Below are 24,941 nucleotides of genomic sequence, written 5' to 3'. Positions count from 1 at the left end.
GGTCAGCTGGGCGCACCGAGCTCGTCGAGCGCCCGCTGCGCACCGGGATGCAGCGGCACCGGGCTGGTCTGTCGAGCGGTCTCGAGCGAGATGCCGTCGGCCGCCCGGTTGACCTTGACCAGCTCGGCCCTGTGGTCAAACAGCGCCTTGGTCAACACGCAGGCGGTGTTGCCGTCCATATCGTCTTTGACCAGAAGCACATTGGGCACCACGACGGTGTCGACGTCGGCAGCCGTCGCATACGTGCTGGCGGGGATGACGCCCTCTTCATAGATCGGGTTGAGCTCCCGGAGCTTGGGCAAAAGGTCGGTCACGTCGATGAACTTGACCTGGTCGCGTTGGCTCACAAACAGATCGGTGATGCCACCGGTGGGTAGCCCGCCCGACCAGAACATGGCATCGATCGAGCCGTCCTTCATCCCCTCCACCGTCTTGCCGAGTTCGGTGCGCTGGGCCGCCACGTCCTTGCCCGGGTCGAGTCCGGCGGCCTCGAGCATGCGGTTGGCGATGACCTCGGTGCCCGAGTTCGGCGACCCGGTGGACACCCGCTTGCCGCGCATGTCGGCGACCGTGTCGATGCCCGCGTCGGCGCGGGCGATGACCTGCGTGTAGTTGGGATACAGCCGCGTCAGCGCCGCGATCGGCTGCTTCTCGTCAAACGACGCCGTCCCGCTGACGGCGTCAGAGGCGGTGTCGGCCAGCGAGAACGCCACCTGATGGATGCCCGCGACGAGCTGCTGAATGTTCTGCACCGACGCGGAGGTCTCCGCGGCGGTGGCCTTCAACGTGCCGCCGGTCTGCTGGCTGATCGCTTCGGCGTACGCGCCGCCGAGCGCGTAGTAGACCCCGGTCGTGTTGCCGGTCGCGATGCTCAGCCGACTGTCGGCGGTGACCTGGCAGGACGTCGGTTCGGCAGCCGCCGGCCCGTCGTCGCCACCGCGCTGGCCACCACAACCGCCCGACACCAACAACATTGCGCCGAGAACGGCGCACCACCCGCGACGCGTCACTTGCCCATCATGAAGTGCCGGTCGGTGGTTCACCGGCGTTTCGCCCGAGTTCTCTACAAACCTAGGCCCCGTAGACGGGTACCGGCGGACGCGCCTTGGCCAGCAGGTCATTGACCACCGGGCCCAATTCGGCGGGATCCCACCGGGCGCCCTTGTCGGCCTGCGGTCCGTGCGCCCAGCCCTCGGCCACCCGGACGATGCCGCCCTCGACCTCGAACATCCGGCCGGTGACGTCCTTGGATTCGACGCTGCCGAGCCAAACCACCAGCGGCGAAACGTTTTCCGGCGCCATCGCGTCGAAGTCCTTGTCCTGGGTCGCCATCATGTCGGCGAACACGGTCTCGGTCATCCGGGTTCGCGCCGACGGGGCGATCGCGTTGACGGTGACGCCGTAGCGCCCCATCTCCGCGGAAGCGACCAACGTCAGGGCCGCGATCCCGGCCTTGGCGGCGCTGTAGTTCGCCTGCCCCACGCTGCCCTGCAGACCGGCGCCGGAACTGGTGTTGATGATGCGGGCATCGACCGTCTCGCCCGCCTTGGACTTGGTCCGCCAGTACGACCCGGCGTGGCGCATCGTGGCGAAGTGGCCCTTGAGGTGTACGGCGACGACGGCGTCGAACTCCTCTTCGCTGGTGTTGGCGAACATCCGGTCGCGCACGATGCCGGCGTTGTTGACCAGCACATCGAGCCCGCCGAACGCGTCGACCGCCGACTGGATCAGGCCCTCGGCTTGCGCCCAGTCGGCCACGTTGGCCCCGTTCGCGACGGCTTCGCCTCCGGCGGCAGTGATCTCGTCGACGACACCTTGTGCGGCGCTGCCGCCGCCCGCGGGCGAGCCGTCCAGGCCGACGCCGATGTCGTTGACCACGACCCGCGCGCCCTCGGCGGCGAACGCCAGCGCATGCGCCCGTCCGATCCCGCCACCTGCACCCGTCACGATGACCACGCGGCCGTCGAGCAGTCCCATATCCGTTGTCTCCTTTATTGTTTGATGTCAGCTGTGGTGGTGGACAGATAGTGCGGCGGCTCGCCGCCGCCGTGCACCTCCAGCGACGCCCCGCTGATGTACGACGCGGCGTCGGATGCGAGGAACGCCGCGGCCCACCCGACGTCAGCCGGAGTGGCCAACCTGCCCAGCGGCACGTTCTTCGAGATCGCGGCGATGGAATCCGCGTCGCCGTAGAACAATTCAGACTGTTCGGTCTCGACCATCCCGACGACCACGGAGTTGACCCGCACCTTCGGGGCCCATTCCACCGCGAGCGTGCTGGTGATGCTCTCCATGCCCGCCTTGGCCGCGCCGTAGGCGACGGTGCCGGGCGTCGGACGTCTGCCGCTGACGCTGGCCACGTTGATGATCGAGCCGCCGCGCGCCTGACCCTGCATGACGGCGTTCGCGTGGGTCGAGACTGAAAGCGGCCCAAGCAGATTGAGCTCGACGATCTTGGTACTGAACTTCGCCGACGCCTCCGCGGCGGGCACGTACGGCGACCCGCCCGCGTTGTTGACCACCACGTCGAGGCGGCCGTGGCGATCGGCGATGGCCTTGATCAGGGCAGCCACTGAGTCGTCGTCGCGCACGTCGCAGCTGTGGAACTCGTAGGGTGAACCCTCCACTGGCCTGCGCGCGCAGGTGACGACGGTGGCGCCCTGGGCGGCGAAGACGGCGCTGATGCCTGCGCCGACGCCGCGGACGCCGCCGGTCACCAGCACGACCCTGTCGTGAAGTCCGAGGTTTATCTCTGGGCGGTCGGTCACTGTGCTAGCGTACCAAGCAAGTGCTTGCTTTCCTACCGTACCCAGGAAGTGCTCGGGAGCTTTGATGACCATCACTCATACGATTACCGAACCGGGCATCGTCTCGGTCACCGTCGACTATCCGCCGGTCAACGCGATCCCCTCGCGTGGCTGGTTCGAACTCGCCGACGCCGTCACCAAGGCCGGCCAGGACCCGACGACGCACGTCGTGATCCTGCGCGCCGAGGGGCGCGGGTTCAACGCCGGCGTGGACATCAAGGAGATGCAGCGCACTCAGGGCTTCACCGCGCTGATCGACGCCAACCGCGGCTGCTTCGCCGCCTTCAAGGCCGTCTACGAATGCGCGGTTCCCGTGGTGGCCGCCGTCAACGGCTTCTGCGTCGGCGGCGGCATCGGCCTGGTGGGCAACGCCGACGTCATCGTCGCCTCCGACGACGCGACGTTCGGCCTGCCGGAGGTGGAGCGCGGCGCGTTGGGCGCGGCCACCCACCTGTCGCGGCTGGTGCCCCAGCACATGATGCGCCGGCTGTTCTTCACCGCGGCCACCGTCACCGCCGACACGCTGCACCACTTCGGCTCGGTGCACGAGGTGGTGCCGCGCGCCGAACTCGACGAAGCCGCGCTGCGCGTGGCCCGCGACATCGCCGCCAAGGACACCCGGGTGATCCGCGCCGCCAAGGAGGCGCTGAACTTCATCGACGTCCAGCCGGTGAACGCGAGATATCGCATGGAGCAGGGCTTTACGTTCGAGCTGAACCTCGCCGGTGTGTCCGACGAGCATCGTGACGCGTTCGCCGGTACTGACAAGGGATCGAAATGACCGACAAGAGAACAACTCTGGACCAGGCTGTGTCCTCGGTCGAGAGCGGGATGACCATCGGAATAGGAGGCTGGGGGTCGCGGCGCAAGCCGATGGCGTTTGTGCGGGCACTGCTGCGCACCGGAGTCACCGACCTGACCGTGGTCAGCTACGGCGGCCCCGACCTGGGGTTGCTGTGCTCGGCGGGCAAGGTGCGGCGCGCGTACTACGGCTTCGTGTCGTTGGACTCGCCGCCGTTCTACGACCCGTGGTTCGCCAAGGCCCGCAAGTCGGGCTCGATCGAGGCACGCGAGATGGACGAGGGCATGCTGCGGTGCGGGCTGCAGGCGGCCGCCCAGCGGTTGCCGTTCCTGCCGATCCGGGCAGGGCTGGGCAGTGACGTGCGGGCGTTCTGGGGTGACGAACTCAAGACCGTGAAGTCGCCCTACCCGACCGGCGACGGCTATGAGGAGCTCATCGCGATGCCCGCGCTGACGCTGGATGCCGCGTTCGTGCACATGAACCTCGGTGACGCACAAGGCAATGCCGCCTACACCGGCATCGACCCGTATTTCGACGACCTGTATCTGATGGCCGCCGAGAAGCGGTTCCTCTCGGTCGAACGGGTGGTGTCCACCGAGGAACTGGTCAAGGCCGTGCCGCCCCAGGCGCTTCTGGTCAACCGGATGATGGTCGACAGCGTGGTGGAAGCCCCCAACGGCGCCCACTTCACCACCGCCGAACCCGATTACCGCCGCGACGAGAAGTTCCAGCGGCACTACGCCGAGGCCGCCGCATCCGATGAGTCGTGGCAGCAGTTCACCCAGACGTATCTGTCCGGCAGCGAGGCCGACTACCAGGCCGCGGTGCGCAAGTTCGCGGAGTCGGTCAAGGAGGCAGGAAAGTGATGTCCGTGAGCCGTCCCGAAGTGTGCGCGGTGGCGTGCGCGGACCTGTTCCGCGACGCCGGCGAGATCATGGTGAGCCCGATGACGACGATGGCGTCGATCGGCGCGCGGCTGGCGCGGCTGACGTTCTCCCCCGACATCCTGCTCACCGACGGCGAGGCCCGCCTGCTGGCCGACACCCCCGCGATCGGCGCCGCGGGCGCCATCGAGGGCTGGATGCCGTTCGGCCGCGTCTTCGAAACGCTGACCTGGGGTCGTCGCCATGTGGTGATGGGCGCCAACCAGATCGACCGCTACGGCAACCAGAACCTGTCGGCGTTCGGGCCGCTGCAGCAACCCACCCGACAGATGTTCGGCGTGCGCGGCGCGCCCGGCAACACCATCAACCACGCCACCAGCTACTGGGTGGGCAACCATTCCACGCGGGTCTTCGGCGACACCGTCGACGTGGTGTCTGGCATCGGTTGGGACAAGGTGGATCCGGACAACCCCGCCTACCGGTTCGTCAACGTGTACCGGGTGGTGACCAACCTCGGCGTTTTCGACTTCAACGGGCCCGATCACCAGATGCGAGCGGTATCGCTGCATCCCGGCATCAGGCCCGATGAGGTGGCCGAAAACACCGCCTTTGAGGTGCACGACCTGGACAAAGCCGAGCAGACCCGGTTGCCATCCGAACGCGAGCTGGAGATCCTGCGCACGGCGATCGACCCGAAAGGCCTGCGGGACAAGGAGATAAGGTGACTCCGTCGAGTAAGCTGCGCACGCCGCTGACCGAACTCATCGGCATCGAGCATCCGGTCGTGCAGACCGGTATGGGCTGGGTGGCCGGTGCGCGGCTGGTGTCGGCGACCTCCAACGCGGGCGGTCTCGGCATCCTGGCGTCGGCGACCATGACCCTCGAGGAATTGCAGGCCGCGGTCACGAAGGTGAAGAGCTCGACCGACAAGCCGTTCGGCATCAACATCCGCGCCGACGCGGGCGACGCGAACGAGCGCATCGACCTGCTGATCCGCGAGGGCGTCCGGGTGGCATCCTTCGCGCTCGCCCCCAAACCGGACCTGATCGCCAAGCTCAAAGAGGCAGGCGTGGTGGTGATTCCGTCGGTCGGGCTGGCCAAGCATGCCAAGAAGGTCGCCGGCTGGGGCGCGGACGCCGTGATCGTGCAGGGCGGCGAAGGCGGCGGGCACACCGGCCCGATCGCGACGACGCTGCTGCTGCCATCCGTTCTCGACGCGGTGGACATTCCGGTGGTGGCCGCGGGCGGCTTCTTCGACGGGCGCGGGCTTGCGGCGGCGCTGTCCTACGGGGCGGCAGGCGTTGCGATGGGAACCCGGTTCCTGCTCACGGCGGACTCCACGGTGCCCGATGCGGTCAAACGGCGCTACCTGGAGTCGGGGCTGGACGGCACCGTTGTCTCCACGCGCGTCGACGGCATGCCGCACCGCGTGCTGCGCACCGGTCTCGTCGAGAAGCTCGAGAGCGGCTCACGGCTTCGGGGCTTCACCGCGGCAGTGCGCAACGCCCAGAAGTTCAAGAAGATGTCCGGGATGACGTGGCGGTCGATGGTCAAAGACGGCCTGGCGATGCGGCACGGCAAGGAGTTGACGTGGTCGCAGGTCGTGATGGCGGCCAACACCCCGATGCTGCTGAAGGCCGGCCTGGTGGAAGGCAACACCGACGCGGGCGTGTTGGCGTCCGGGCAGGTCGCGGGCATCCTGGACGACCTCCCGTCGTGCGCCGAGCTGGTCGCATCGATTGTCGACGAGGCGGTCGAACACCTGCGGTCGGCCGCCGCCTTCATCGGGTAGTTTCCTGCCGCGCGGCGACGTTGTCGGCTCACGCCTCGTCGCGGACCGCGGCGTCGCGCACCGCGCGCTGAACTCCGCGCTGGCCGATGTCGGATCAGGGACATCCCGTGAGCGCGCTGGCGGTGATGTTCATCGCGATGGGCGTTGCCGACATCGTCCGGCGCCTGTCGCGGCCAAGAGCATCATCCGGTTCCCCGAGATCAACGCCCAGAAGGCCCGGGCTGGACTCGCGCAGTAGAGCGATTCGGCGACTTCTGCTGCCGCCCCTTCCTACACTCACCGCATGAAGACGAAGGCAGCGGTTTTGTGGGAGTTCGGCGCGGGCTGGAGCATCGAGGAGCTCGACTTGGATCCGCCCCAGTCGGGCGAGGTGCTGGTGGCGTGGGAAGCCACTGGGCTCTGCCATTCCGACGAACACGTCCAACGAGGTGATCTGCCTGGGCCGCTGCCGCTCGTCGGCGGCCACGAGGGCGCGGGCGTCGTGCAGGAGGTCGGCCCGGACGTGCCTGGTTTGGCGCCCGGCGACCATGTGGTCGCATCGTTCCTGCCGGCGTGCGGTCGCTGCCGGTGGTGTTCCACGGGCCAGCAGAACCTGTGCGATCTCGGCGCGATGATCATGACCGGCACCCAATTGGACGGCACCTACCGTCGTCATCTCAACGGCACGGATGTCGGGGCGATGGCGCTCGTCGGCACCTTCTCCCAATACGGCACGGTGCCCGAGGCCTCCGTCGTCAAGATCGACGACGACATTCCGCTGTCGCGGGCCTGTCTGCTGGGCTGCGGGGTGACGACGGGCTGGGGATCGGCGGTCAACACCGCCAAGGTGCGCCCGGGCGACACCGTGGTGGTCATCGGATGCGGGGGGATCGGCAGCGGCGCGATCCAGGGTGCGCGGCTGGCCGGTGCGGACAGGATCATCGTCGTCGATCTCGTGGAGAGCAAGCGGGACAAGGCTTTTCTGTTCGGCGCCACCCACTTCGCGACGTCGACAGCCGAAGCGATGCAGCTCGTCGGTGACCTCACCCGCGGCGTGATGGCCGACTCGGTGCTGCTGACCATGGGGTTGCTGGAAGGCCCGATGATCGAGGACGCGCTCAACCTCGTGCGCAAGGGCGGTGCGGTGGTGATGACCGCGATCGCGGCGATGACCGACATGACACCGACCCTGCCGATGATGATGTTCACGCTCTTCCAGAAGCGTCTGCTCGGCAGCCTCTACGGCGAGGCCAACCCGCGCGCCGACATTCCCCGGCTGCTCGACCTCTACCGCGACGGCAAGCTGCTGCTCGACGAGACGGTGACCCACGAGTACAAGCTCGACGAGATCACCGACGCCTACGACGATATGCTCGCCGGCCGCAACATCCGCGGCGTCGTCATCCACGATCATTCTTGACCGGCTCGCGGAAGGGGCCGTCGCGCTGGGCGTCTCATCTGCGGTCGGTGCTGCGCGCTGAGATCGACACCGTCCGTCATCGCAAGCTGGACCTCAATCCCGCCGACCTGACCCGGTTCACCTTTCCGCTGGTGCTGCGGCTGGTGGGGGTGCTGGCCTTTGGCGCGGTGCCGCTGCTGGTCATCCGCTCCGGCGTGAACACCGACGACGTGGTGGTGCCGCTGCTGGGTTCGGTTGCGCTGACGGCCGTGGGCACGGCGGTGGTGACGTGGGCGATCGCCACCGCGGTCTCAGGACTGGTGCTCGTGGTGTTCTACCGGACCAGTCCGACGGAATCGTCGCGGCTGGTGGTGCGCACCGTCGTGGACTCGTTCGATCGGGTCAGCGACACCACCGCCAGGCTGGCGACACTGGCCCTGCTTGCGGGCGTCGTGGCGCTGGCGATCGGGCTGCCGACACGTCGTGACGCGGACTTAGCGCATTCGGTGCTCGACGACCTGCTCGCCGCGCAGATCGGGGTGCTGTTGGCCGCCCTGGGCTTCGCTTTCCTCGCGGAGACCGTGCGCTGCGCAGCGGATCTCGTCGACAAGCAATCGCTGTTGCTGGCGTGGCCGTGGGCGCTGGGGATCGGCTGGTTCAGTTGGGTTATCGCAACCACCCTCGGACCGTTCGAGACCACCCGACTGCTCGAGACGTTGCTCAACGACTGGCTGCCCGCCACGGTGAACGGAACGCCGCGGGCGCAGGTGATCGCCGACTTGCTACCCGCGGGCGCCAACTGGTGGGCGGCGTTGGCGCCGCTACCGGTGATCGCCGTGATCTGGGCACTGGAGGCCCAGCGGCACAACGGGTTCGCCCAGTTGGGCCAGCTCATCGCTGCCGAGCGTTGAAGTCCCCTACCCCGCGAGCAGGTCAGCTGATCAGAGCCGCTCGATGATGGTGACGTTGGCGGTGCCGCCGCCCTCGCACATGGTCTGAAGGCCGTAGCGACCGCCGGTGCGCTCCAACGTGTTCAGCATGGTGGCGAACAGCTTGGCGCCGGTAGCGCCGAGCGGGTGGCCGAGCGCGATCGCGCCGCCGCTGGGGTTGACCTTGGCCGGGTCGGCGCCGGTTTCCTTCAGCCACGCCATCACCACCGGTGCGAACGCCTCGTTGATCTCGACGGTGTCGATGTCGTCGATCGACAGGCCCGTCTTCTTCAGCGCGTACTCGGTGGCCGGGATCGGTCCGGTCAGCATGAACACCGGATCGGCGCCGCGGGCGCTGATGTGGTGGATGCGGGCGCGGGGCTTCAGATTATGTGCCTGTACTGCGCTTTCCGAGGCCAGCAGCACCGCGCTGGCGCCGTCGGAGATCTGGCTGGCCATCGCGGCGGTCAACCGGCCGCCTTCGGTGAGCGTCTTGAGCCCGGCCATCTTCTCCAGCGACGTGTCCCGCGGCCCCTCGTCGGTGACGAACGTGCCGCCGTCCACCTCGACCGGAATGATCTCGTTCTCGAAGTGGCCGGCGCGGATCGCCTCCTGCGCGCGCTGGTGGCTAGTCAGCGAGAACTGCTCCATCTCCTCGCGCGAGATACCCCACTTCTCCGCGATCAGTTCCGCGCCGCGGAACTGCGAGATCTCCTGGTCGCCGTAGCGGTGCAGCCAGCTCTTGGATTCGTTGGTTGGCGAGGTGAAGCCGAACTGCTCGGCTACGGTCATCGCCGAGGAGATCGGGATCTGGCTCATGTTCTGCATGCCGCCTGCGACGATCAGATCGGCGGTACCGGACATGATGGCCTGGGCGCCAAAGGAAATCGCTTGCTGGCTGGACCCGCACTGGCGGTCGACGGTGACCCCGGGGACCTCTTCGGGGTAGCCCGCGGCCAGCCACGACAACCGGGCGATGTTGCCGGCCTGCGGGCCGATCGCGTCCAGACAGCCCGCGATGACGTCGTCGACGGCACCCGGGTCGACGTCGTTGCGGTCGAACAGCCCGCGCCACCCGATCGCGCCGAGGTCGACGGGGTGCACCGCGGCCAACGACCCGTTGCGCTTACCGATGGCGGTGCGGACGGCGTCGATGACGTAGGCCTGTGACGTTGGAGTCATGATCTCCTCATTTCTTCGTGATGCCACCGAGAACGATAGCGAGGTATTGCCGGCCGACTTCCTCGGCCGTGAGCGGTCCGCCGGGCTGATACCAGCGGACCGAAACCCAGGTGGTGTCGCGGATGAACCGGTACACCAGGTCGACGTCGATGTCGGGGCGGAAATAGCCCTGCTCGACGCCGTCGTTGAGCAGATCCAGCCACATTCTGCGCTGCTCTTTGTTGCGCTCGTCGACGTAGGAGAACCGCTCCTGCCCGGACAGCCGCTTGGCTTCGTCCTGGTAGATGACGACCTGGGCGTGCCGGTGCTCGATCGCTTCGAACGAAGCCATGAACAGGCCCTTGAGCCGCTCGAGCGGGTTGGGCTCGGTGTCGACGATCTCCTGGTAGCGGGTGAACAGCCAGTCCAGGAAGCTGCGCAGCACCTCGTCGACCATCTCCTCCTTCGAGGAGAAGTGGTGGTAGAGGCTGCCGGACAAGATGCCCGCGCTGTCGGCGATGTCGCGCACCGTGGTGGCGCGCAGACCGCGCTCGGCGAACATCGCCGCGGCGAGCTCGAGAAGCTCGTCGCGTCGGCTCACCGGTTGACTGCTCATGGGTGCTGGCTCGACACCGAGATCACTTCTCCAGTCAGGTAACTGGAGTACTCGCTGGCCAAGAACGCGATGGTGGCCGCGACTTCCCACGGTTCGGCGGCCCGACCGAACGCCTCGCCCTGCGAGAGCCGGTCCAGCAGGTCCGAGCTGCTGGTCTTCTCGAGGAACTTGTGCCGCGCGATGCTGGGCGACACCGCGTTGATCCGCACCCCGTATTCGACGGCCTCGATGGCGCTGCACCGCGTCAACGCCATCACCCCGGCCTTGGCCGCCGCGTAGTGTGACTGGGAATGCTGTGCGCGCCAACCAAGTACGCTGGCGTTGTTGACGATCACGCCGCCATGGCCGGCATCGCGAAAGTAGCGCAGCGCCGCGCGTGTCGCGCGCATCACCGACGTCAGCGTCACGTTGAAAACGCGGTCCCACTCCTCGTCGGTCATGTCGATCACCGGCGTCTGCCCGCCGAGGCCGGCGTTGTTCACCAGCACGTCCAGCCGTCCCATCCGGGCGGTCGTGGAGGAGATCAGCGCGTCGACCTGGGCGGTGGAGGTGACATCACACACCACGCTCTCGACCCGGCCCAGGCCGAGCTCGCTGAGCTGGTCGCGGGTTTCGCCCAATCGGCGTTCGTGGTGGTCGGAGATGACGACGTCGGCACCTTCGGCCAGCGCTCGGCGTGCGACCGACGAACCGATGCCGGTGCCTGCGGCCGCCGTCACGACGACGACCTTGCCAGCGAGAAGGCCGTGTCCCTCAATCTCTTTCGGGGCTTCTGACAGGTTCACGAAGGCCTGGCCTCCCTCGGTAGGCCGAGCACCCGCTCGGCGATGATGTTGCGCTGGATTTCGTTGGAGCCGCCGTAGATGGTGTCGGCTCGGGAGAACAGGTACAGCCGCTGCCATTCGTCGAAGTCACCGTCGGTCAGCGTCAGCGCGTCGCGACCGAGCACGTCCATGGCGATCTCGCCGAGCTCGCGATGCCAGTTGGCCCACAACAACTTCGACACATTATCTTGCCCTGGCTGCTCGACGTCCATGGTCGCCAGCGCGTAAGACCGCATGGTCCGCAAGCCCACCCACGACCGGGTCAGCCGCTCACGGATCAGCGGATCATCGGCTGCACCAGTCTGTTTCGCCAAGTCCGCGACACCGGAGAGTTCACGGGCGTATTCGATCTGCTGGCCGAGCGTCGACACGCCGCGCTCGAACGTCAGCGTTCCCATCGCCACCCGCCAGCCGTCGCCGGGCTCGCCGACCACCAGCGACGCGTCGGTGCGGGCGTCGTCGAAGAACACCTCGTTGAACTCCGAGTCGCCGGTGAGCTGCACGATCGGGCGGATCTGCACACCGGGCTGATCCAGCGGCACCAGCAGATACGACAGCCCCGCATGCCGTTTGGAGCCCTTCTCGGTGCGCGCGACCACAAAGCACCATTGCGCCCAGTGCGCCAGCGACGTCCACACCTTCTGCCCGTTGATGACCCACTGATCCCCGTCGAGTTCGGCGGTCGTCGACACGTTGGCGAGGTCGCTGCCCGCGCCCGGCTCCGAGTAGCCCTGGGACCACAGTTCGGTCACATCGAGGATCTTCGGCAGAAACCGTTGCTGCTGCTCGGGTGTGCCGTAGGCGATCAGCGTCGGCCCGAGCAGCTCCTCACCGAAGTGGTTGACCTTCGCGGGGGCGTTGGCGATCGCGTACTCCTCGTAGAACGCCACGCGGTGGGCCACCGACAGACCACGCCCGCCGTGTTCTTCCGGCCACCCCAGACAGGTCAGCCCGGCGGCGGCCAGATGCTGGTTCCACGCGTGTCGTTGCTCGAAGGCCTCGTGTTCGCGACCTGGGCCGCCGAGGCCCTTGAGCGCGGCATACTCGCCGACCAGGTTGGCCGTCAGCCAGTCGCGGACCTCGGCCCGGAACTCCTCGACCTCAATCACCCTTGTAGGCTAACCTACCAAGCACTTGCTTTGTTGAGGGAGCGTCGATGAGTTCGGATCCAAGGACCATTCCCCAGGTCTTGGACCACATTGCCGACCGATTTCGGGACCATCCCGCACTGGTCACCGGCGGTGCCGTCAATTCAGCCGGAGACGGCCGCACGTTCACGTTCACCCAACTGCGCGACGAGGTCCGCACCGCCGCGGCGGCGATGATCGACCTCGGCATCCAGGCCGGGGACCGGGTCGCGATCTGGTCGCCCAACACCTGGCACTGGGTGGTGGCCTGCCTGGCCACCCACTACGCGGGCGGCGTCGTGGTGCCGCTGAACACCCGCTACACCGCCAGCGAGGCGGCCGACGTGATCGAGCGCACCGGCGCACCGCTGCTGTTCGCCTCCGGGGAGTTTCTCGGTGTGGACAAGGCCGCCTCCGTCGACCGCAACGCGCTGCCTCAGTTGCGCCACATCGTGCGGGTGCCGATCGAGAAGGACGACGGCGACTGGGACGAGTTCATTGCACGGGGAACGGACCTGACGCGCGTCGACTCCCGCGCGGCGGCCGTCACGCCCGACGACGTCTCCGACATCCTGTTCACCTCCGGCACCACGGGGCGCAGCAAGGGCGCGCTGTGCGCACACCGGCAGTCGCTGGCCGCGCCCGCGGCGTGGGCCGAATGCGGCCAGCTCACCAGCGCCGACCGCTACCTCTGCATCAACCCGTTCTTCCACAACTTCGGTTACAAGGCCGGCATCCTGGCCTGCCTGCAGACCGGCGCGACGCTTATCCCCCAACTGACCTTCGACCCGGAGCAGGCGATGCAGGCCGTCGCGCAGCACCGCATCACCGTGCTGCCCGGCCCCCCGACGATTTACCAGATGCTGCTGGACCACCCACGCCGCGGTGACTACGACCTGACGTCGCTGCGGTTCGCGGTCACCGGCGCCGCGACGATCCCGGTGGTGCTGATCGAGCGCATGCAGAACGAGTTGGACATCGACATCGTACTGACCGCGTACGGGCTAACGGAGGCAAGCGGTTTCGGCACCATGTGCCGCGCCGACGACGACGCGGTCACCGTTGCGACCACCTGCGGGCGCCCGATCGCCGACTTCGAACTGCGCATCGACGCCCCCGACGAGCACGGCGCCGGCGAGGTGCTGCTGCGCGGCCCCAACGTCATGCTCGGCTATCTCGACGACCCGGAAGCCACCGCCGCGGCCATCGACGCCGAAGGTTGGCTGCACACCGGCGATGTGGGCCGCGTCGACGACCGGGGCAACCTGCAGATCACCGACCGTCTCAAGGACATGTACATCTGCGGCGGGTTCAATGTGTACCCCGCGGAAATCGAGCAGGTACTGGCCCGGCTGGACGGTGTCGCCGAGTCCGCGGTGATCGGTGTGCCCGACGAGCGGCTCGGTGAGGTGGGCAAGGCGTTCCTGGTCACCAAACCCGGTGCCGAACTGGACGAACAGACCGTAATCAACTACACGCGACAACATTTGGCCAACTTCAAGGTTCCGCGGTCGGTGGAGTTTCTCGACATCCTGCCACGCAACCCGGGTGGCAAGGTGGTCAAACCGCTTCTGAGGGAAAGAAACTGATGGATCTGAGTTTCGACGACGCGACGCGCGAATTCCGGGCCGAGGTGCGCGAGTTCCTTGCGGCGAACCGGGATTCGTTTCCGACCAAGTCCTACGACACCGCAGAGGGATTCGAACAACACCGGCGCTGGGACAAGGTGCTGTTCGACGCGGGCCTTTCGGTGATCACCTGGCCCCAGAAGTACGGTGGGCGCGACGCTTCCCTGCTGCAGTGGGTGGTGTACGAGGAGGAGTACTTCCGCGCGGGCGCCCCGGGTCGCGCCAGCGCCAACGGCACGTCGATGTTGGCCCCGACGTTGTTCGCGCACGGCACCGAGGAACAACTCGACCGCGTGCTGCCCAAGATGGCCAGCGGCGAGGAGATCTGGGCCCAGGCGTGGTCGGAACCCGAATCCGGAAGCGACCTCGCGTCGTTGCGCTCGACGGCGACCCGCACCGACGGCGGCTGGCTGCTCAACGGCCAGAAGATCTGGAGTTCGCGGGCACCGTTCGGGGAGCGCGCGTTCGGGCTGTTTCGCTCCGATCCGGAGGCTGAGCGGCACCGCGGCCTGACGTACTTCATGTTCGACCTCAAGGCCAAGGGCGTGACGGTGCGGCCCATCGCCCAACTCGGCGGCGACACCGGCTTCGGGGAGATCTTCCTCGACGACGTGTTCGTTCCCGACAACGATGTCATCGGCGATGTGCACGACGGATGGCGTGCAGCGATGAGCACGTCGAGCAACGAACGCGGCATGTCGCTGCGCAGCCCGGCCCGCTTCCTGGCGCCCGCCGAACGACTTGTCGCGCAATGGAAACAGAACCCCGACCCGGCCTACGCCGACCGGGTGGCCGACGCCTGGATCAAGGCCCAGGCCTACCGGCTGCACACCTTCGGCACTGTAACGCGGGTGACCGCGGGCGGCGAGTTGGGTGCGGAGTCCAGCGTGACCAAGGTGTTCTGGTCCGACCTCGACGTGGCCATCCATCAGACCGCGCTGGACATGCGCGGCGCTGACGGAGAGCTTTCCGACCCGTGGACAGACGGGCTGCTTTTCGCCCTCGGTGGTCCGATCTACGCAGGCACAAACGAGATTCAGCGCAACATCATCGCCGAGCGCCTGCTGGGTCTGCCCCGGAAGTAAGAGGAAAATTCGACTGTGTTTTTTGAGACTGACGAACAGCAGCGCGACTTCGCCGCCAGCATCGACGCCGCGCTGGGCGCCGCGGACCTACCCGGTGCGGTCCGGGCGTGGGCGGCCGGGGACACCACACCGGGCCGCAAGGTCTGGTCACAGCTGGCCGACCTCGGCGTCACCGCGCTGAACGTGCCGGAGAAGTACGACGGAATCGAGGCGCATCCCGTCGACCTGGTGGTCGCCGCTGAACGGCTCGGCCGTTGGTGTGTACCGGGTCCGGTCGCCGAATCGATCGCGGTGGCACCGGTCCTGCTCGCCGATGACGAGCGCGCCGCGGCCCTGGCGTCCGGCGAGCTGATCGCGACGGTGGCCCTGCCGCCGCACGCGCCGCGGGCCCTGGATGCAGAGGTCGCCGGGCTGATCTTGCTGGCAGCCGACGGGGAGGTGCGCGAGGGAACGGCAGGTACCCAGCACGAGTCCGTCGATCCGAGCCGAAAGTTGTTCGAGGCCAGCGCATCCGGTGAAGGCCGGCGGGCCGATGTGGCGCGCGCCTATGAATTCGGGGTGCTGGCCACGGCGGCCCAGCTGGTCGGCGCGGGGCAGGCGATGCTGGACATGTCGGTCGAATACGCCAAGCAGCGCAGCCAGTTCGGCAAGGTGATCGGCACCTATCAGGCCATCAAGCACAAGCTCGCCGACGTGCACATCGCCGTCGAGCTGGCGCGGCCGTTGGTGTACGGCGCGGCGCTGTCGCTGGCCGACGGGTCGCCGGACACCGCACGCGATGTCAGTGCCGCCAAGGTCGCCGCGTCCGATGCCGCGCTGCTGACCGCGCGTGCTGCGTTGCAGACCCACGGCGCGATCGGCTTCACCCAGGAGCACGACCTGTCGCTGTGGTTGCTGCGGGTGCAGGCGCTGCGCTCGGCGTGGGGTGATCCGACCGTGCACCGCAGACGGGTATTGGAGGCGTTGTGACCGAAGAACGTCAACTGCTTCGCGAGACCGTCGCGGCGCTGGTCGAGAAGCACGCGTCACCCGCGGCGGTGCGCGAGGCAATGGCCTCCGAGCGCGGCTTCGACGAGTCGCTGTGGCAGCTGTTGTGCGAGCAGGTCGGCGCGGCGGCGCTGGTGGTGCCCGAGGAGATGGGCGGGGCGGGCGGCGAGTTGGCCGACGCGGCCGTCGTCCTCGAGGAACTCGGCAAGGCGCTGGTGCCGACGCCGCTGCTGGGCACGACGCTCACCGAGCTGGCGCTGTTGGCCGCCGACCAGCCCGACGCCGAGGCGCTCGAGGGGCTGGCCGAGGGCACCCGGTTGGGCGCGGTCGTATTCGATCCCGGCTACGTGGTCAACGGCGACGTCGCCGACGTGGTGATCGCCGCCGACGGCGACCGGCTGACCCGCTGGACCAGCTTCACCGCGGAGCGCGTCGACACCATGGACCCCACGCGCCGGCTGGCACGGGTCGAGCCGCAGGACACCGCCGACGTCGGCGCCGATCCCGGCCTTGCCGGCACGGCCGCGATCCTGCTGGCCGCCGAGCAGATCGGCGCCGCGTCGCGATGCCTTGACCTGACCGTGCAGTACACCAAGGACCGGGTGCAGTTCGGCCGCCCGATCGGCAGCTTCCAGGCGCTCAAGCACCGGATGGCTGATCTGTTCGTCGCGGTGCAGTCGGCGCGCGCGGTCGTCGACGACGCGCTCGCCGAGCCGTCCGCGACATCGGCGGCGCTGGCGCGGGTCACCGCAAGCGAGGCGTTCTCCAAGGTCGCGGCCGAGGCGGTGCAGATGCACGGCGGCATCGCGATCACCTGGGAGCACGACATCCAGCTGTACTTCAAGCGCGCGCACGGCAGCGCGCAGTTGCTCGGACCACCGCGGGAGCACCTACGTCGTCTCGAACCCGAAGTGCTGTAAGCCTCAGACGCACAGCCACTTCCACGCCTCTGGCAGTTGGTCGTGCCGGTATGTCGCCAGCTGACCTTTCATCAGCAGCGCGGCCGCCACATTGACGCACCACTCCTCCCACCGCGGTGCCCCGACCATCGCCACCTTCTCGAAGTCTCGACGGTGCTTCAGATCGAACAGCGTGTTCTCCCATGCCGCTGCGAGAGTCCAACCCTCGAAGGTGTCGTCCATCACGAACATCACCTTCAACGTGCCGGATTGATCGAGCAGCGAGCGCACATGCGGGGCGAGGACGTCGCGGTAATCCCGCCGGGTCAGCTTTCCCCGCGCGCGGATGACGAGGACCTCGGCCGTGCTCGTCGCCTCGAATTCGATCATGACCGTGTGTAGGGCGCGAAAAGGTCGTCAGCGGCATCGCTCAGGTCTTCGGGGACCTCAATCCACACGATGATCGCGTTCCGCGTTTCCCGCAGGGTGAAGCCAAGGAATGGACAGCATTCCCGCTCGCCGCGGACGAATTCCCGAACGAGATCGGCCGCGCACGGGTCGTATCGGAGTTCGATATGTCGGCCGAGCCGACGGTAGCCGCGCAGGGCGGTGGAGTTCAGTTCATCGATCCACGCGAGGCGCTTGCGGTAGTCGGCCGCCGGCAGGTTACATGCGGGGGACGGTTCCATATCCTCGAGGATGACCCTTCACGTGGGTTGAGGTTCAAGAGAACGGGATGTTCTGATGGCTCGGACCGAACTGAAGATCGGGGAACTGGCGCGAGCAACCGCCACAACGCCGTCGACTATCCGGTACTACGAGGAAACCGGTCTGTTGCCACCACCGGCCCGGGTCGGCGGTCAACGACGTTACCGCCGCGACGCCGTCCGGCTGCTGACCTTCATCAGGCATTGCCGAGAGTTCGGATTTCCGATCGAACAGGTACGTACGCTGGCGACTTTGATGCAGGACACCGACCGTTCCTGCAGCGAGGCCCGCACGGTGGCCGAGGCGCATCTTGCTTCCATCCGCGACAAACTCATGGAACTGCACGCTCTTGAGCGGGACATCGCGGGGCTTCTCGACGCGGCCGACGTCGCCTGCGTCGGCGGATCGGGTGCCGACTGTGTCGTGCTCCGCGGCCTCGCCGAACCGGCGTGCAAGGATCACGGGTGATGAGCGGGAAGATTGCGCTGCGGGCCGGGATTCCGCCGTTCTATGTGATGGACGTGTGGCTGGCGGCCGCCGAGCGCCAGCGCAGCCACGGTGACCTGGTGAACCTGTCCGCGGGCCAGCCCAGCGCCGGGGCTCCCGCGGCCGTGCGGGCCGCCGCCAAGGACGCGCTCGACAACACCGTGCTCGGATACACCGTCGCGCTGGGCATCCCGGAGCTGCGGGAAGCCATCGCCGAGTCGTATCAGGGTCGGCACGGGCTGACCGTGGACCCCGGTGATGTGGTGATCACCACCGGCTCATCGGGTGGCTTTCTGTTGGCCTTCCTGGCCTGCTTCGACGTCGGCGACCGGGTGGCGATCGCCAGCCCGGGCTACCCCTGTTACCGCAACATCCTCTCGGCGTTGGGGTGTGAGGTCGTCGAGTTGGCCTGCGGCCCGCAGACCCGGTTCCAGCCGACCGCGCAGATGCTGGACGAGCTGGATCCGCCGGTGCAGGGCGTCATCGTCGCAAGCCCGGCCAACCCCACCGGAACCGTGATCCCGCCCGCGGAGTTGTCCGCGATCGCGTCGTGGTGTGCGTCGTCGGGTGTGCGGCTGATCAGCGACGAGGTGTACCACGGGCTGGTCTACGAAGGTGCCCCCGCCACCAGTTGCGCATGGGGGACGTCGCGGGACGCCGTTGTGGTGAACAGCTTTTCGAAGTACTTCGCGATGACCGGATGGCGGCTCGGCTGGCTGCTGGTGCCCAAGGAACTGCAGCGTGCGGTGGACTGTCTGACCGGCAACTTCACCATCTGCCCGCCGTCACTGGCCCAAGCCGCGGCCGTCGCGGCCTTCACGCCGGAGTCGATCGCCGAGGCCGATGCGCTGCTGGATCACTACGCCGCGAACCGTCGCCTGCTGCTCGACGGACTGCGCGGCATCGGCATCGACCGGCTGGCCCCGACCGACGGTGCCTTCTACGTGTACGCCGACGTATCGCATCTGACCACCGATTCGCTGTCGTTCTGCTCGAAGTTGTTGAACGACACCGGAGTTGCCATCGCACCGGGCATCGACTTCGACCCGGCACGCGGTGGTTCTTACGTACGGTTGTCGTTCGCCGGGCCGACCGGTGACATCGATGAGGCGTTGCGCCGCATCGGTTCCTGGCTGGGCTAGGCCCCGCCCCCACCACCTCAGAAGGGTGGGGGTTGGTAGTTGGCGGCGAGCCAGGCTTGGCGTTGGCGTTCTTCTTCGGCGATGAGTTCACTGCGTTGGCGGCGTTCGGCGGTGATGCGGTCGCGGCGGTCTTGTTCGCGGGTTTGTCGGCGCCGCGGCATCATCGCCAGCCGGTCGGGGTGGGGTGGGGGTGGTTGGGTGGGCAGGTTGAGCTGCCCGGTGGGCTGGGCCAGTGTGGGGAACATGGCCGCACCGTGGGGTGTGTTGCGGTAGGTGTGCCCGGTCGGGGAGGTCAGTACCACGGTGCCGTCGGGCATCTGTTGGTCGTGCCAGCCGCGGGGTCCGGTGAGAAACGTTTTGATCAGGTGGTGGGTGCGGCAGTAAAGCTTGGTGTTCGACGGGTGCGTCGGGCCGGCCGGCCAGGGCGCGGTGTGATCGACGTCGCAGCGCTGGGCGGGTCGATCACAACCGGGCCAGCGGCAGCTCAGATCGCGCCAGGCGATGAACTCCGTCGTCTTGGCGCTGGGCCGGTACCCGGGATCGGGCGCGGTGCCGGTGGGCACGGTCAGCGCTTTGAGCGTCGCGCTCGCGGCGAGTTCACGCACCGATTCGGCGGGCAGCACCCCGAAACCGGGCAGATAGCCCGGGGTGTGGGCGGTGCCCTGCAGGGTGGACTGTTCGGCCAGCACATGGATGACCGCGGCCGCGGCCGCATCGCGGGTGGTGCGCGCCCGACAATCGGGGGACCCGCATTTACACGCCAGCGTGGCCTCGCCTCTGCCCAACGGTCCGCAGGCATCGGCGCGGCGCTGGCGTTTGGTGCGCGGGTCGTTCTCACACACCGTGGCAGCCAGGGCATCCAGGCGCTGATCGACCGCTGCGGCATCCGCAGCGTGCAGGGTGCCCCACACAATGGCGATGCCCGCGGTGTCTGAGGGGTGGATCTCCACGCAGCGGTCCTCATCGACCTTGGGCGGGACCCGCACCGCGGCCGGATCGTATTTGGCGACCCACATATCGAGGCGGTCGCGCAGCTTGGGCGTCGACAGTTTCATCCATTGGTGCACCCGGCGCGCTAATGCCTCATCGAGGTCGCCGATCAGTGCGTCGTCGACGTTGTGGGTGCGGTGGATGATGGTGGCCACCATCCGGTAGTCGATCAACCCGGCGATCAACACTTTGGCGATACGGGGAAGACGCTCGCGCAGCGTTCTGGCCAGCCCGACCTGGGCGACCGCCCGGGCATGGCTGATGTTGTGGATCGGGGAGATCTCGGCGGCCACCGCGGCAACTACATCGGTGAAGTAGAACTTGGCCTCCTGATAGTCGCGCTCGCGGCGCGCGAACAACTCACCCACCGCGGCCAACCGCCGACCCAACGCCGCGGACTCCTCACGGGCCTTCTCACCCATGAAGTCGACCAACTCCGCATCCGACAACGTATCGAACATGTGTGCGACACTACCCTCGTCCACCGACACGTTGACTCACCAGAAATGCGCGCAGCCGATGGGGACGCGAGTGGCCGCCGAGGAGAAGACTCGCGATGCGCCATGCACGCAGACGCGCCTGGCAACCGGGTCAGCGCTTGAGGTTGGCGTACCAGTCGAGCAGCGCGGGGTCGTCGACAGCGCTGCGCTCAACCACCTTTGCCGGGTCGGCGCCGCCGAACAGCTTCTTGATCGGTACCTCGAGCTTCTTGCCCGTGCGGGTGTGCGGCACGCCCGGGGCGACGATGATCTCGTCGGGAACGTGCCGTGGTGACACCTCGGCGCGGATGGTGTTGTTGATGCGGTCCCGAAGCTCATCGGAGAGTTCGACGCCGTCGGCGAGCACCACGAACAGCGGCATCCAGTAGCCACCGTCGGACTGTTCGGCGCCGATGACCAATGCTTCGGCGATCTCCGGAATCCGTTCGACCGCCTGGTAGATGTCCGCGCTGCCCATTCGGATGCCGTGCCGGTTCAGCGTAGAGTCCGACCTGCCGTGCACGACCACGCTGCCGCGCTCGGTGACGGTGATCCAGTCGCCGTGCCGCCACACGCCGGGATACGTCTCGAAATATGCGCTGCGATAACGCGATCCGTCGGGATCGTTCCAGAACTTGACCGGCATCGACGGCATCGGCTTGGTGATCACCAGCTCACCGACCTCACCGCGCACCGGGTTGCCCGACTCATCCCAGGCGTCCAGCGCGCACCCGAGGTACGGCGCCGACAGCTCCCCCGGCCAGACCGGCACCGTGCGCACACCGCCGATGAACGCCGACACCACGTCGGTTCCGCCGCTGATCGACGACACCTGAACGTGCTCACCGACGTTGTCGCGCAACCACAGTGACGTCGACGGCGGCAGCGAGGAACCCGTGATGCCGACCGTGCGCAACGCCGAGAGATCGTGGTCGCTCCGGGGTACCGCACCGGCCTTCGCGCAGCCCAACACGTAGCCCGGGCTGGTGCCCAGCACGGTGGCGGTGACCCGCGCGGCGATATCCCACAGCGCGTCCGGGCTCGGCGAGCTGGGACTGCCCGCGTAACAGACGATCGTGGACCCCACCAGCAATCCGGCAACCTGGAAGTTCCACATCATCCAGCTCGGGCTGGTGAACCAGAAGAACGTATCGTCCGGACCGATATCTGACTGCAGCGCAACGGCTTTCAAGTGCTCCAACAGGACACCGCCGTGGCCGTGCACGATGCCCTTGGGCAGCCCGGTGGTGCCCGAGGAGAACAGGATCCACAGCGGATGGTCGAAATCCACGGCCGCAGTGGTCAGTTCCCGACTCTCGGCCGGGACACAAATCTCGGCAGCCAGCACCGTGGCGCGCAACGACGGCAGACCGGCCTGCATGGCCGAGACGTCGGCGCTCTTGTCGTGGAACTTCCCGCCGTAGTGGTAGCCGTCCGCGGTCACCAACACGGTGGGTTCGAGCTGGCCGAGCCGGTCCAGCGCCGCCTTGGCCGAGTAGTCCTGTCCGCACGCACTCCATACCGCGCCGATACTGGCGGTGGCCAGAAATGCGATGATCGCTTCCGGGATGTTCGGTAGGTATCCGACGACGCGATCGCCGGTGCTCACCCCGAGGTCACGCAGCCGCTGCGCAAAGGCAGCGGTGCGGCCCAGGAGTTCAGCCCAGGACACTTCCGTGGTCGCACCGTCCTCGGCCACGTCCAGGATGGCTGGTCGATCAGTGCGCGCGTTGCGGATCACCTGGTCGACGTAGTTCAGCTTGGCGCCCGGAAACCACTGCGCACCGGGCATCGTCTCCTCGACGAGCACCGTGCCGGGCCGGTCGCCGAGTTCGAAGTAGTCCCAAAGCGCCGCCCAGAACGCGGCCGGGTCCTCGACCGACCACTGCCACAACGACCGGTAGTCCTCGACGGGTGTGCCGATGCGCCCCTGCACGAAGCGGGCGAAGTCGGTGATCCGCGCCTGTGCGACGTCGTCTTCGGTCGGCGTCCACTGCGCAGCCACGGTCTCGGTCATCGGGCGCTCCAGCCACCGTCCATCGTGTACGACGCCCCCGTCACCATTCGCGCGTGCGGTGAGGCAAGCCAACCCACCAGGGAGGCAACCTCTTCCGGTTCGACCAGCTGTTTGATCGCGCTCTCCTTCAGCAGAATCTCTTCCACCACCTTATCCTCGGGAACCCCGTGGCGAGCCGACTGGTCGGCGATCTGTTTGGTGACCAGTGGCGTGCGCACGTAGCCCGGGTCGACGCAGTTGCTGGTGACGTTGTGCGGACCGCCTTCCAGGGCAGTCACTTTCGAAAGACCCTCCAGCCCGTGTTTGGCTGTGACGTAGCCGCTCTTGAACTCCGAGGCGCGCAGACCGTGCACCGACGAAATGTTGATGACCCGGCCGAACTTCTGGCCGTACATGTGCGGGAGCGCGGCACGGATCAGCAGGAACGGTGCCTCCACCATGAGCGCGAGGATGAACCGGAAGCGTTCGGGCGGAAAGTCCTCGATCGGGCTGACGTGCTGCACACCGGCGTTGTTGACCAGGATGTCGGTTTGCAGCTGCAGGTCCTCGAGGGCAGCGACGTCCGAAAGGTCGACGACCCAAGGCTTTCCATCGATATCGCGGGCGACGGCTTCCGCGGCATCGGAGTCGAGGTCTGCGACGGTGACCTGCGCTCCGCGAGCGGCGAGTTCACGCGCACAGGCGGCGCCGATGCCGCTCGCGCCGCCGGTGATCAGTGCGGTGCGTCCGGCGAGTTCGCTCATCGTCGCTCCGCCTTCGCAAGCTCGTCACGGTCGGCCTGATCGAGCGCCTCCAGGTCGATACCGTTGGTTTCTCTGGTGACAAGTGCGGCAATCAGGGTGATCACCGCGGCGCCGGCCAGGTACAAGGCGATCGGCACCGCGGAGTCGAACTTGTCCAGCAGCCACGTGGCGATTGCAGGCGCCAGCGATCCCGCCACGATCGAGGTGACCTGATAGCCGAGGGAGACACCGGAATACCGCATGCGGGTGGGGAACATCTCGGCCATGAGCGCCGGTTGAGGCGCATACATCAGGGCGTGGATCACCAGGCCGGCGATGATGGCACCCATGATGAGCAGATAGTTGGCGCTGTGCATCATCGGGAACGCAAAGAACCCCCAACTGCCGGCGCCGATCGCCCCGACGATGTACACCGGCCGGCGCCCGAAGCGGTCAGCCAACCGTCCCACTTGCGGGATGACCAGGAAGTGCACCGCATGTGCGGCCAGCAGCCACCACAGGATGTCGCTGGTGTCGGAGTGAACGTTGGTCTTGAGGTAGACGATCGAAAACGTCACGACGAGGTAGTACATGATGTTCTCGGCGAAGCGCAGCCCCATCGCGGTGAAAACACCACGCGGATAACGTTTCAGCACCTCGACCACGCCGTAGGAAGCCGCCTTGGCCCGCTCGACCTCCTGTTGGGCGGCCACGAAGATCGGCGCGTCGGACACCTTGGTGCGGATGTAGTAGCCGATGAGCACCACCACCGCCGACAGCCAGAACGCGATCCGCCAGCCCCAGGACAAGAAAGACGCCTCCGAGAGGGTTTGAGTCAGGATCAGCAGCACGACGGTGGCCAGCATGTTGCCCACGGGCACCGCCGCCTGGGGCCAGCTGGCCCAGAACGCGCGCTTGTCGTTCGGGCTGTGCTCGGCGACCAACAGCACCGCTCCGCCCCATTCGCCGCCGACCGCGAAGCCCTGCAGGAACCGCAGGACCACGAGAAGGATCGGCGCCCACACCCCGATCTGCGCGTAGGTCGGCAGGCAACCCATCAGGAAGGTGACGGCGCCGACGAGCAGGATCGCGAACTGGAGCAGTTTCTTGCGACCGTACTTGTCGCCGAAGTGCCCGAACACCACGCCGCCGAGGGGGCGCGCCACGAACCCGACGGCGTAGGTCAGTAGCGCGGCGATGAGCCCGCTGGCCTCGCTGGTGCCCTCGGCGAAGAAGATCTTGTTGAACACCAGCGTGGCGGCGGTGGCGTACAGAAAGAACTCGTACCACTCGACCACCGTGCCGGCCATCGAGGCGACCACCACCCGCTTGAGGCCGGTCGGGATCGGACCGGCTCCGGTTGGCTGCGGCTCGTCACTGATGCTCATCGGGCTCCTTCGAACTGTGACCATGGGCGCAGGCCCGCTGTGTGAGTATTCATGCAGGTCCCCACCGCCCGCAATAGCCAAACGCGCAGC

General features: G+C 67.4%; 25 protein-coding genes. 12 read left to right on the top strand and 13 right to left on the bottom strand.

Going from position 1 to position 24,941, the window contains the following annotated elements; genetic code table 11:
- Positions 1-2: 2 nt before the first annotated feature.
- From K3U96_RS03225 to K3U96_RS03215, 3 genes are all read right to left on the bottom strand, one after another.
- Positions 3-974, bottom strand: coding sequence for a TAXI family TRAP transporter solute-binding subunit (locus K3U96_RS03225; protein ID WP_220693376.1), 972 nt, complete (start codon positions 972-974; stop codon positions 3-5).
- A 97-nt stretch (positions 975-1,071) separates the two neighbouring features.
- On the bottom strand, positions 1,072-1,977 hold the full coding sequence (locus K3U96_RS03220) for an SDR family oxidoreductase (protein WP_220692052.1): 906 nt from the start codon (positions 1,975-1,977) through the stop codon (positions 1,072-1,074).
- A gap of 14 nt (positions 1,978-1,991) precedes the next feature.
- Positions 1,992-2,768 carry an SDR family oxidoreductase gene (locus K3U96_RS03215; protein WP_220692051.1) on the bottom strand — a complete coding sequence of 259 codons (777 nt, stop codon included), beginning with the start codon at positions 2,766-2,768 and terminating at the stop codon, positions 1,992-1,994.
- Positions 2,769-2,832: 64 nt separating this feature from the next.
- Between K3U96_RS03215 and echA20 the strand changes: the two genes are divergently transcribed.
- The 6 genes from echA20 to K3U96_RS03185 all read left to right on the top strand — a co-directional run bounded on the left by echA20 (position 2,833) and on the right by K3U96_RS03185 (position 8,574).
- Positions 2,833-3,588, top strand: coding sequence for a (7aS)-7a-methyl-1,5-dioxo-2,3,5,6,7,7a-hexahydro-1H-indene-carboxyl-CoA hydrolase (gene echA20 / locus K3U96_RS03210; protein WP_069406156.1), 756 nt, complete (start codon positions 2,833-2,835; stop codon positions 3,586-3,588).
- Positions 3,585-4,475: a cholesterol ring-cleaving hydrolase subunit IpdA gene (ipdA, locus tag K3U96_RS03205; protein WP_220692050.1), complete on the top strand. Its 891-nt coding sequence runs from the start codon at positions 3,585-3,587 to the stop codon at positions 4,473-4,475. The genes echA20 and ipdA overlap by 4 nt, the downstream gene beginning before the upstream one ends.
- Positions 4,472-5,218: a cholesterol ring-cleaving hydrolase subunit IpdB gene (gene ipdB, locus K3U96_RS03200; RefSeq protein WP_069406154.1), complete on the top strand. Its 747-nt coding sequence runs from the start codon at positions 4,472-4,474 to the stop codon at positions 5,216-5,218. Before ipdA ends, ipdB begins: the two co-directional genes overlap by 4 nt.
- Positions 5,215-6,285, top strand: coding sequence for a (3aS,4S,5R,7aS)-5-hydroxy-7a-methyl-1-oxo-octahydro-1H-indene-4-carboxyl-CoA dehydrogenase (gene ipdC, locus K3U96_RS03195; RefSeq protein WP_220692049.1), 1,071 nt, complete (start codon positions 5,215-5,217; stop codon positions 6,283-6,285). Before ipdB ends, ipdC begins: the two co-directional genes overlap by 4 nt.
- A gap of 283 nt (positions 6,286-6,568) precedes the next feature.
- Positions 6,569-7,684, top strand: a complete 1,116-nt coding sequence (locus K3U96_RS03190) for an NDMA-dependent alcohol dehydrogenase (RefSeq protein ID WP_069406152.1) — start codon at positions 6,569-6,571, stop codon at positions 7,682-7,684.
- Positions 7,681-8,574, top strand: coding sequence for a hypothetical protein (locus K3U96_RS03185; RefSeq protein ID WP_220692048.1), 894 nt, complete (start codon positions 7,681-7,683; stop codon positions 8,572-8,574). Before K3U96_RS03190 ends, K3U96_RS03185 begins: the two co-directional genes overlap by 4 nt.
- Before the next feature lie 30 nt (positions 8,575-8,604).
- Here K3U96_RS03185 and fadA6 read toward each other — a convergent pair whose 3' ends face one another.
- From fadA6 to ipdE1, 4 genes are read right to left on the bottom strand one after another with little or no spacing between them, the layout of a single operon-like run.
- Positions 8,605-9,774 carry a steroid 3-ketoacyl-CoA thiolase FadA6 gene (fadA6, locus tag K3U96_RS03180; protein ID WP_220692047.1) on the bottom strand — a complete coding sequence of 390 codons (1,170 nt, stop codon included), beginning with the start codon at positions 9,772-9,774 and terminating at the stop codon, positions 8,605-8,607.
- A 7-nt stretch (positions 9,775-9,781) separates the two neighbouring features.
- A complete protein-coding gene (gene kstR2 / locus K3U96_RS03175; protein WP_069408144.1) occupies positions 9,782-10,369 on the bottom strand; it encodes a TetR family transcriptional regulator KstR2 in 588 nt (195 codons plus the stop codon).
- Complete coding sequence (ipdF, locus tag K3U96_RS03170) at positions 10,366-11,154, bottom strand: (5R,7aS)-5-hydroxy-7a-methyl-1-oxo-2,3,5,6,7,7a-hexahydro-1H-indene-carboxyl-CoA reductase (RefSeq protein WP_069408145.1); 789 nt, start codon at positions 11,152-11,154, stop codon at positions 10,366-10,368. Before ipdF ends, kstR2 begins: the two co-directional genes overlap by 4 nt.
- Positions 11,151-12,302 (bottom strand): acyl-CoA dehydrogenase IpdE1, encoded by a 1,152-nt coding sequence (gene ipdE1 / locus K3U96_RS03165; RefSeq protein ID WP_220692046.1) that lies wholly within the window; start codon positions 12,300-12,302, stop codon positions 11,151-11,153. The genes ipdF and ipdE1 overlap by 4 nt, the downstream gene beginning before the upstream one ends.
- Positions 12,303-12,349: 47 nt before the next feature.
- Between ipdE1 and fadD3 the strand changes: the two genes are divergently transcribed.
- From fadD3 to ipdE2, 4 genes are read left to right on the top strand one after another with little or no spacing between them, the layout of a single operon-like run.
- Positions 12,350-13,909, top strand: coding sequence for a 3-((3aS,4S,7aS)-7a-methyl-1,5-dioxo-octahydro-1H-inden-4-yl)propanoate--CoA ligase FadD3 (gene fadD3 / locus K3U96_RS03160; RefSeq protein ID WP_220692045.1), 1,560 nt, complete (start codon positions 12,350-12,352; stop codon positions 13,907-13,909).
- Positions 13,909-15,033: an acyl-CoA dehydrogenase family protein gene (locus K3U96_RS03155; protein ID WP_220692044.1), complete on the top strand. Its 1,125-nt coding sequence runs from the start codon at positions 13,909-13,911 to the stop codon at positions 15,031-15,033. The genes fadD3 and K3U96_RS03155 overlap by 1 nt, the downstream gene beginning before the upstream one ends.
- 15 nt (positions 15,034-15,048) lie before the next feature.
- On the top strand, positions 15,049-16,002 hold the full coding sequence (locus tag K3U96_RS03150) for an acyl-CoA dehydrogenase family protein (protein WP_220692043.1): 954 nt from the start codon (positions 15,049-15,051) through the stop codon (positions 16,000-16,002).
- A complete protein-coding gene (ipdE2, locus tag K3U96_RS03145) occupies positions 15,999-16,940 on the top strand; it encodes an acyl-CoA dehydrogenase IpdE2 (protein WP_220692042.1) in 942 nt (313 codons plus the stop codon). The genes K3U96_RS03150 and ipdE2 overlap by 4 nt, the downstream gene beginning before the upstream one ends.
- Before the next feature lie 3 nt (positions 16,941-16,943).
- On the opposite strand, the gene K3U96_RS03140 is transcribed toward ipdE2, so the two are convergent.
- Complete coding sequence (locus tag K3U96_RS03140; protein WP_220692041.1) at positions 16,944-17,309, bottom strand: SpoIIAA family protein; 366 nt, start codon at positions 17,307-17,309, stop codon at positions 16,944-16,946.
- Positions 17,306-17,608, bottom strand: coding sequence for a hypothetical protein (locus tag K3U96_RS03135; protein WP_230982351.1), 303 nt, complete (start codon positions 17,606-17,608; stop codon positions 17,306-17,308). Before K3U96_RS03135 ends, K3U96_RS03140 begins: the two co-directional genes overlap by 4 nt.
- A 55-nt stretch (positions 17,609-17,663) precedes the next feature.
- On the opposite strand from K3U96_RS03135, the gene K3U96_RS03130 reads away from it, so the two are divergent.
- Together K3U96_RS03130 and K3U96_RS03125 are read left to right on the top strand one after the other, a co-directional pair.
- Positions 17,664-18,095 carry a MerR family transcriptional regulator gene (locus K3U96_RS03130; protein ID WP_220692040.1) on the top strand — a complete coding sequence of 144 codons (432 nt, stop codon included), beginning with the start codon at positions 17,664-17,666 and terminating at the stop codon, positions 18,093-18,095.
- Positions 18,095-19,255 carry a pyridoxal phosphate-dependent aminotransferase gene (locus K3U96_RS03125; protein ID WP_220692039.1) on the top strand — a complete coding sequence of 387 codons (1,161 nt, stop codon included), beginning with the start codon at positions 18,095-18,097 and terminating at the stop codon, positions 19,253-19,255. The genes K3U96_RS03130 and K3U96_RS03125 overlap by 1 nt, the downstream gene beginning before the upstream one ends.
- 17 nt (positions 19,256-19,272) lie before the next feature.
- Here the strand turns inward: K3U96_RS03125 and K3U96_RS03120 are convergent, their stop codons facing one another.
- From K3U96_RS03120 to K3U96_RS03105, 4 genes are all read right to left on the bottom strand, one after another.
- On the bottom strand, positions 19,273-20,706 hold the full coding sequence (locus K3U96_RS03120) for an HNH endonuclease signature motif containing protein (RefSeq protein WP_220692038.1): 1,434 nt from the start codon (positions 20,704-20,706) through the stop codon (positions 19,273-19,275).
- A 130-nt stretch (positions 20,707-20,836) separates the two neighbouring features.
- Positions 20,837-22,741: an acetoacetate--CoA ligase gene (locus K3U96_RS03115; RefSeq protein ID WP_220692037.1), complete on the bottom strand. Its 1,905-nt coding sequence runs from the start codon at positions 22,739-22,741 to the stop codon at positions 20,837-20,839.
- Positions 22,738-23,484 (bottom strand): 3-hydroxybutyrate dehydrogenase, encoded by a 747-nt coding sequence (locus tag K3U96_RS03110; RefSeq protein WP_220692036.1) that lies wholly within the window; start codon positions 23,482-23,484, stop codon positions 22,738-22,740. Before K3U96_RS03110 ends, K3U96_RS03115 begins: the two co-directional genes overlap by 4 nt.
- Entirely contained in the window at positions 23,481-24,851 is a 1,371-nt protein-coding gene (locus K3U96_RS03105; RefSeq protein ID WP_069407658.1) for an MFS transporter, read from the bottom strand. The genes K3U96_RS03110 and K3U96_RS03105 overlap by 4 nt, the downstream gene beginning before the upstream one ends.
- Between the last annotated feature and the right edge of the window lie 90 nt (positions 24,852-24,941).

It is taken from the genome of Mycolicibacterium holsaticum DSM 44478 = JCM 12374 (assembly GCF_019645835.1).
Taxonomy (GTDB): Bacteria; Actinomycetota; Actinomycetes; order Mycobacteriales; family Mycobacteriaceae; genus Mycobacterium; species Mycobacterium holsaticum.
The sequence above is the reverse complement of the archived record's forward strand: the minus strand, read 5'-3'. Positions and strand labels throughout refer to the sequence as shown.

Coding starts and splice junctions, on each gene's coding strand:
- K3U96_RS03115 (WP_220692037.1), bottom strand. CDS start 22,741: ATGACCGAGACCGTGGCTGCGCAGTGGACGCCGACCGAAGACGACGTC.
- K3U96_RS03225 (WP_220693376.1), bottom strand. CDS start 974: ATGTTGTTGGTGTCGGGCGGTTGTGGTGGCCAGCGCGGTGGCGACGAC.
- K3U96_RS03110 (WP_220692036.1), bottom strand. CDS start 23,484: ATGAGCGAACTCGCCGGACGCACCGCACTGATCACCGGCGGCGCGAGC.
- K3U96_RS03125 (WP_220692039.1), top strand. CDS start 18,095: ATGAGCGGGAAGATTGCGCTGCGGGCCGGGATTCCGCCGTTCTATGTG.
- echA20 (WP_069406156.1), top strand. CDS start 2,833: ATGACCATCACTCATACGATTACCGAACCGGGCATCGTCTCGGTCACC.
- K3U96_RS03220 (WP_220692052.1), bottom strand. CDS start 1,977: ATGGGACTGCTCGACGGCCGCGTGGTCATCGTGACGGGTGCAGGTGGC.
- K3U96_RS03190 (WP_069406152.1), top strand. CDS start 6,569: ATGAAGACGAAGGCAGCGGTTTTGTGGGAGTTCGGCGCGGGCTGGAGC.
- K3U96_RS03130 (WP_220692040.1), top strand. CDS start 17,664: ATGGCTCGGACCGAACTGAAGATCGGGGAACTGGCGCGAGCAACCGCC.
- ipdA (WP_220692050.1), top strand. CDS start 3,585: ATGACCGACAAGAGAACAACTCTGGACCAGGCTGTGTCCTCGGTCGAG.
- K3U96_RS03105 (WP_069407658.1), bottom strand. CDS start 24,851: ATGAGCATCAGTGACGAGCCGCAGCCAACCGGAGCCGGTCCGATCCCG.
- fadA6 (WP_220692047.1), bottom strand. CDS start 9,774: ATGACTCCAACGTCACAGGCCTACGTCATCGACGCCGTCCGCACCGCC.
- K3U96_RS03140 (WP_220692041.1), bottom strand. CDS start 17,309: ATGATCGAATTCGAGGCGACGAGCACGGCCGAGGTCCTCGTCATCCGC.
- K3U96_RS03120 (WP_220692038.1), bottom strand. CDS start 20,706: ATGTTCGATACGTTGTCGGATGCGGAGTTGGTCGACTTCATGGGTGAG.
- K3U96_RS03135 (WP_230982351.1), bottom strand. CDS start 17,608: ATGGAACCGTCCCCCGCATGTAACCTGCCGGCGGCCGACTACCGCAAG.
- K3U96_RS03155 (WP_220692044.1), top strand. CDS start 13,909: ATGGATCTGAGTTTCGACGACGCGACGCGCGAATTCCGGGCCGAGGTG.
- kstR2 (WP_069408144.1), bottom strand. CDS start 10,369: ATGAGCAGTCAACCGGTGAGCCGACGCGACGAGCTTCTCGAGCTCGCC.
- fadD3 (WP_220692045.1), top strand. CDS start 12,350: ATGAGTTCGGATCCAAGGACCATTCCCCAGGTCTTGGACCACATTGCC.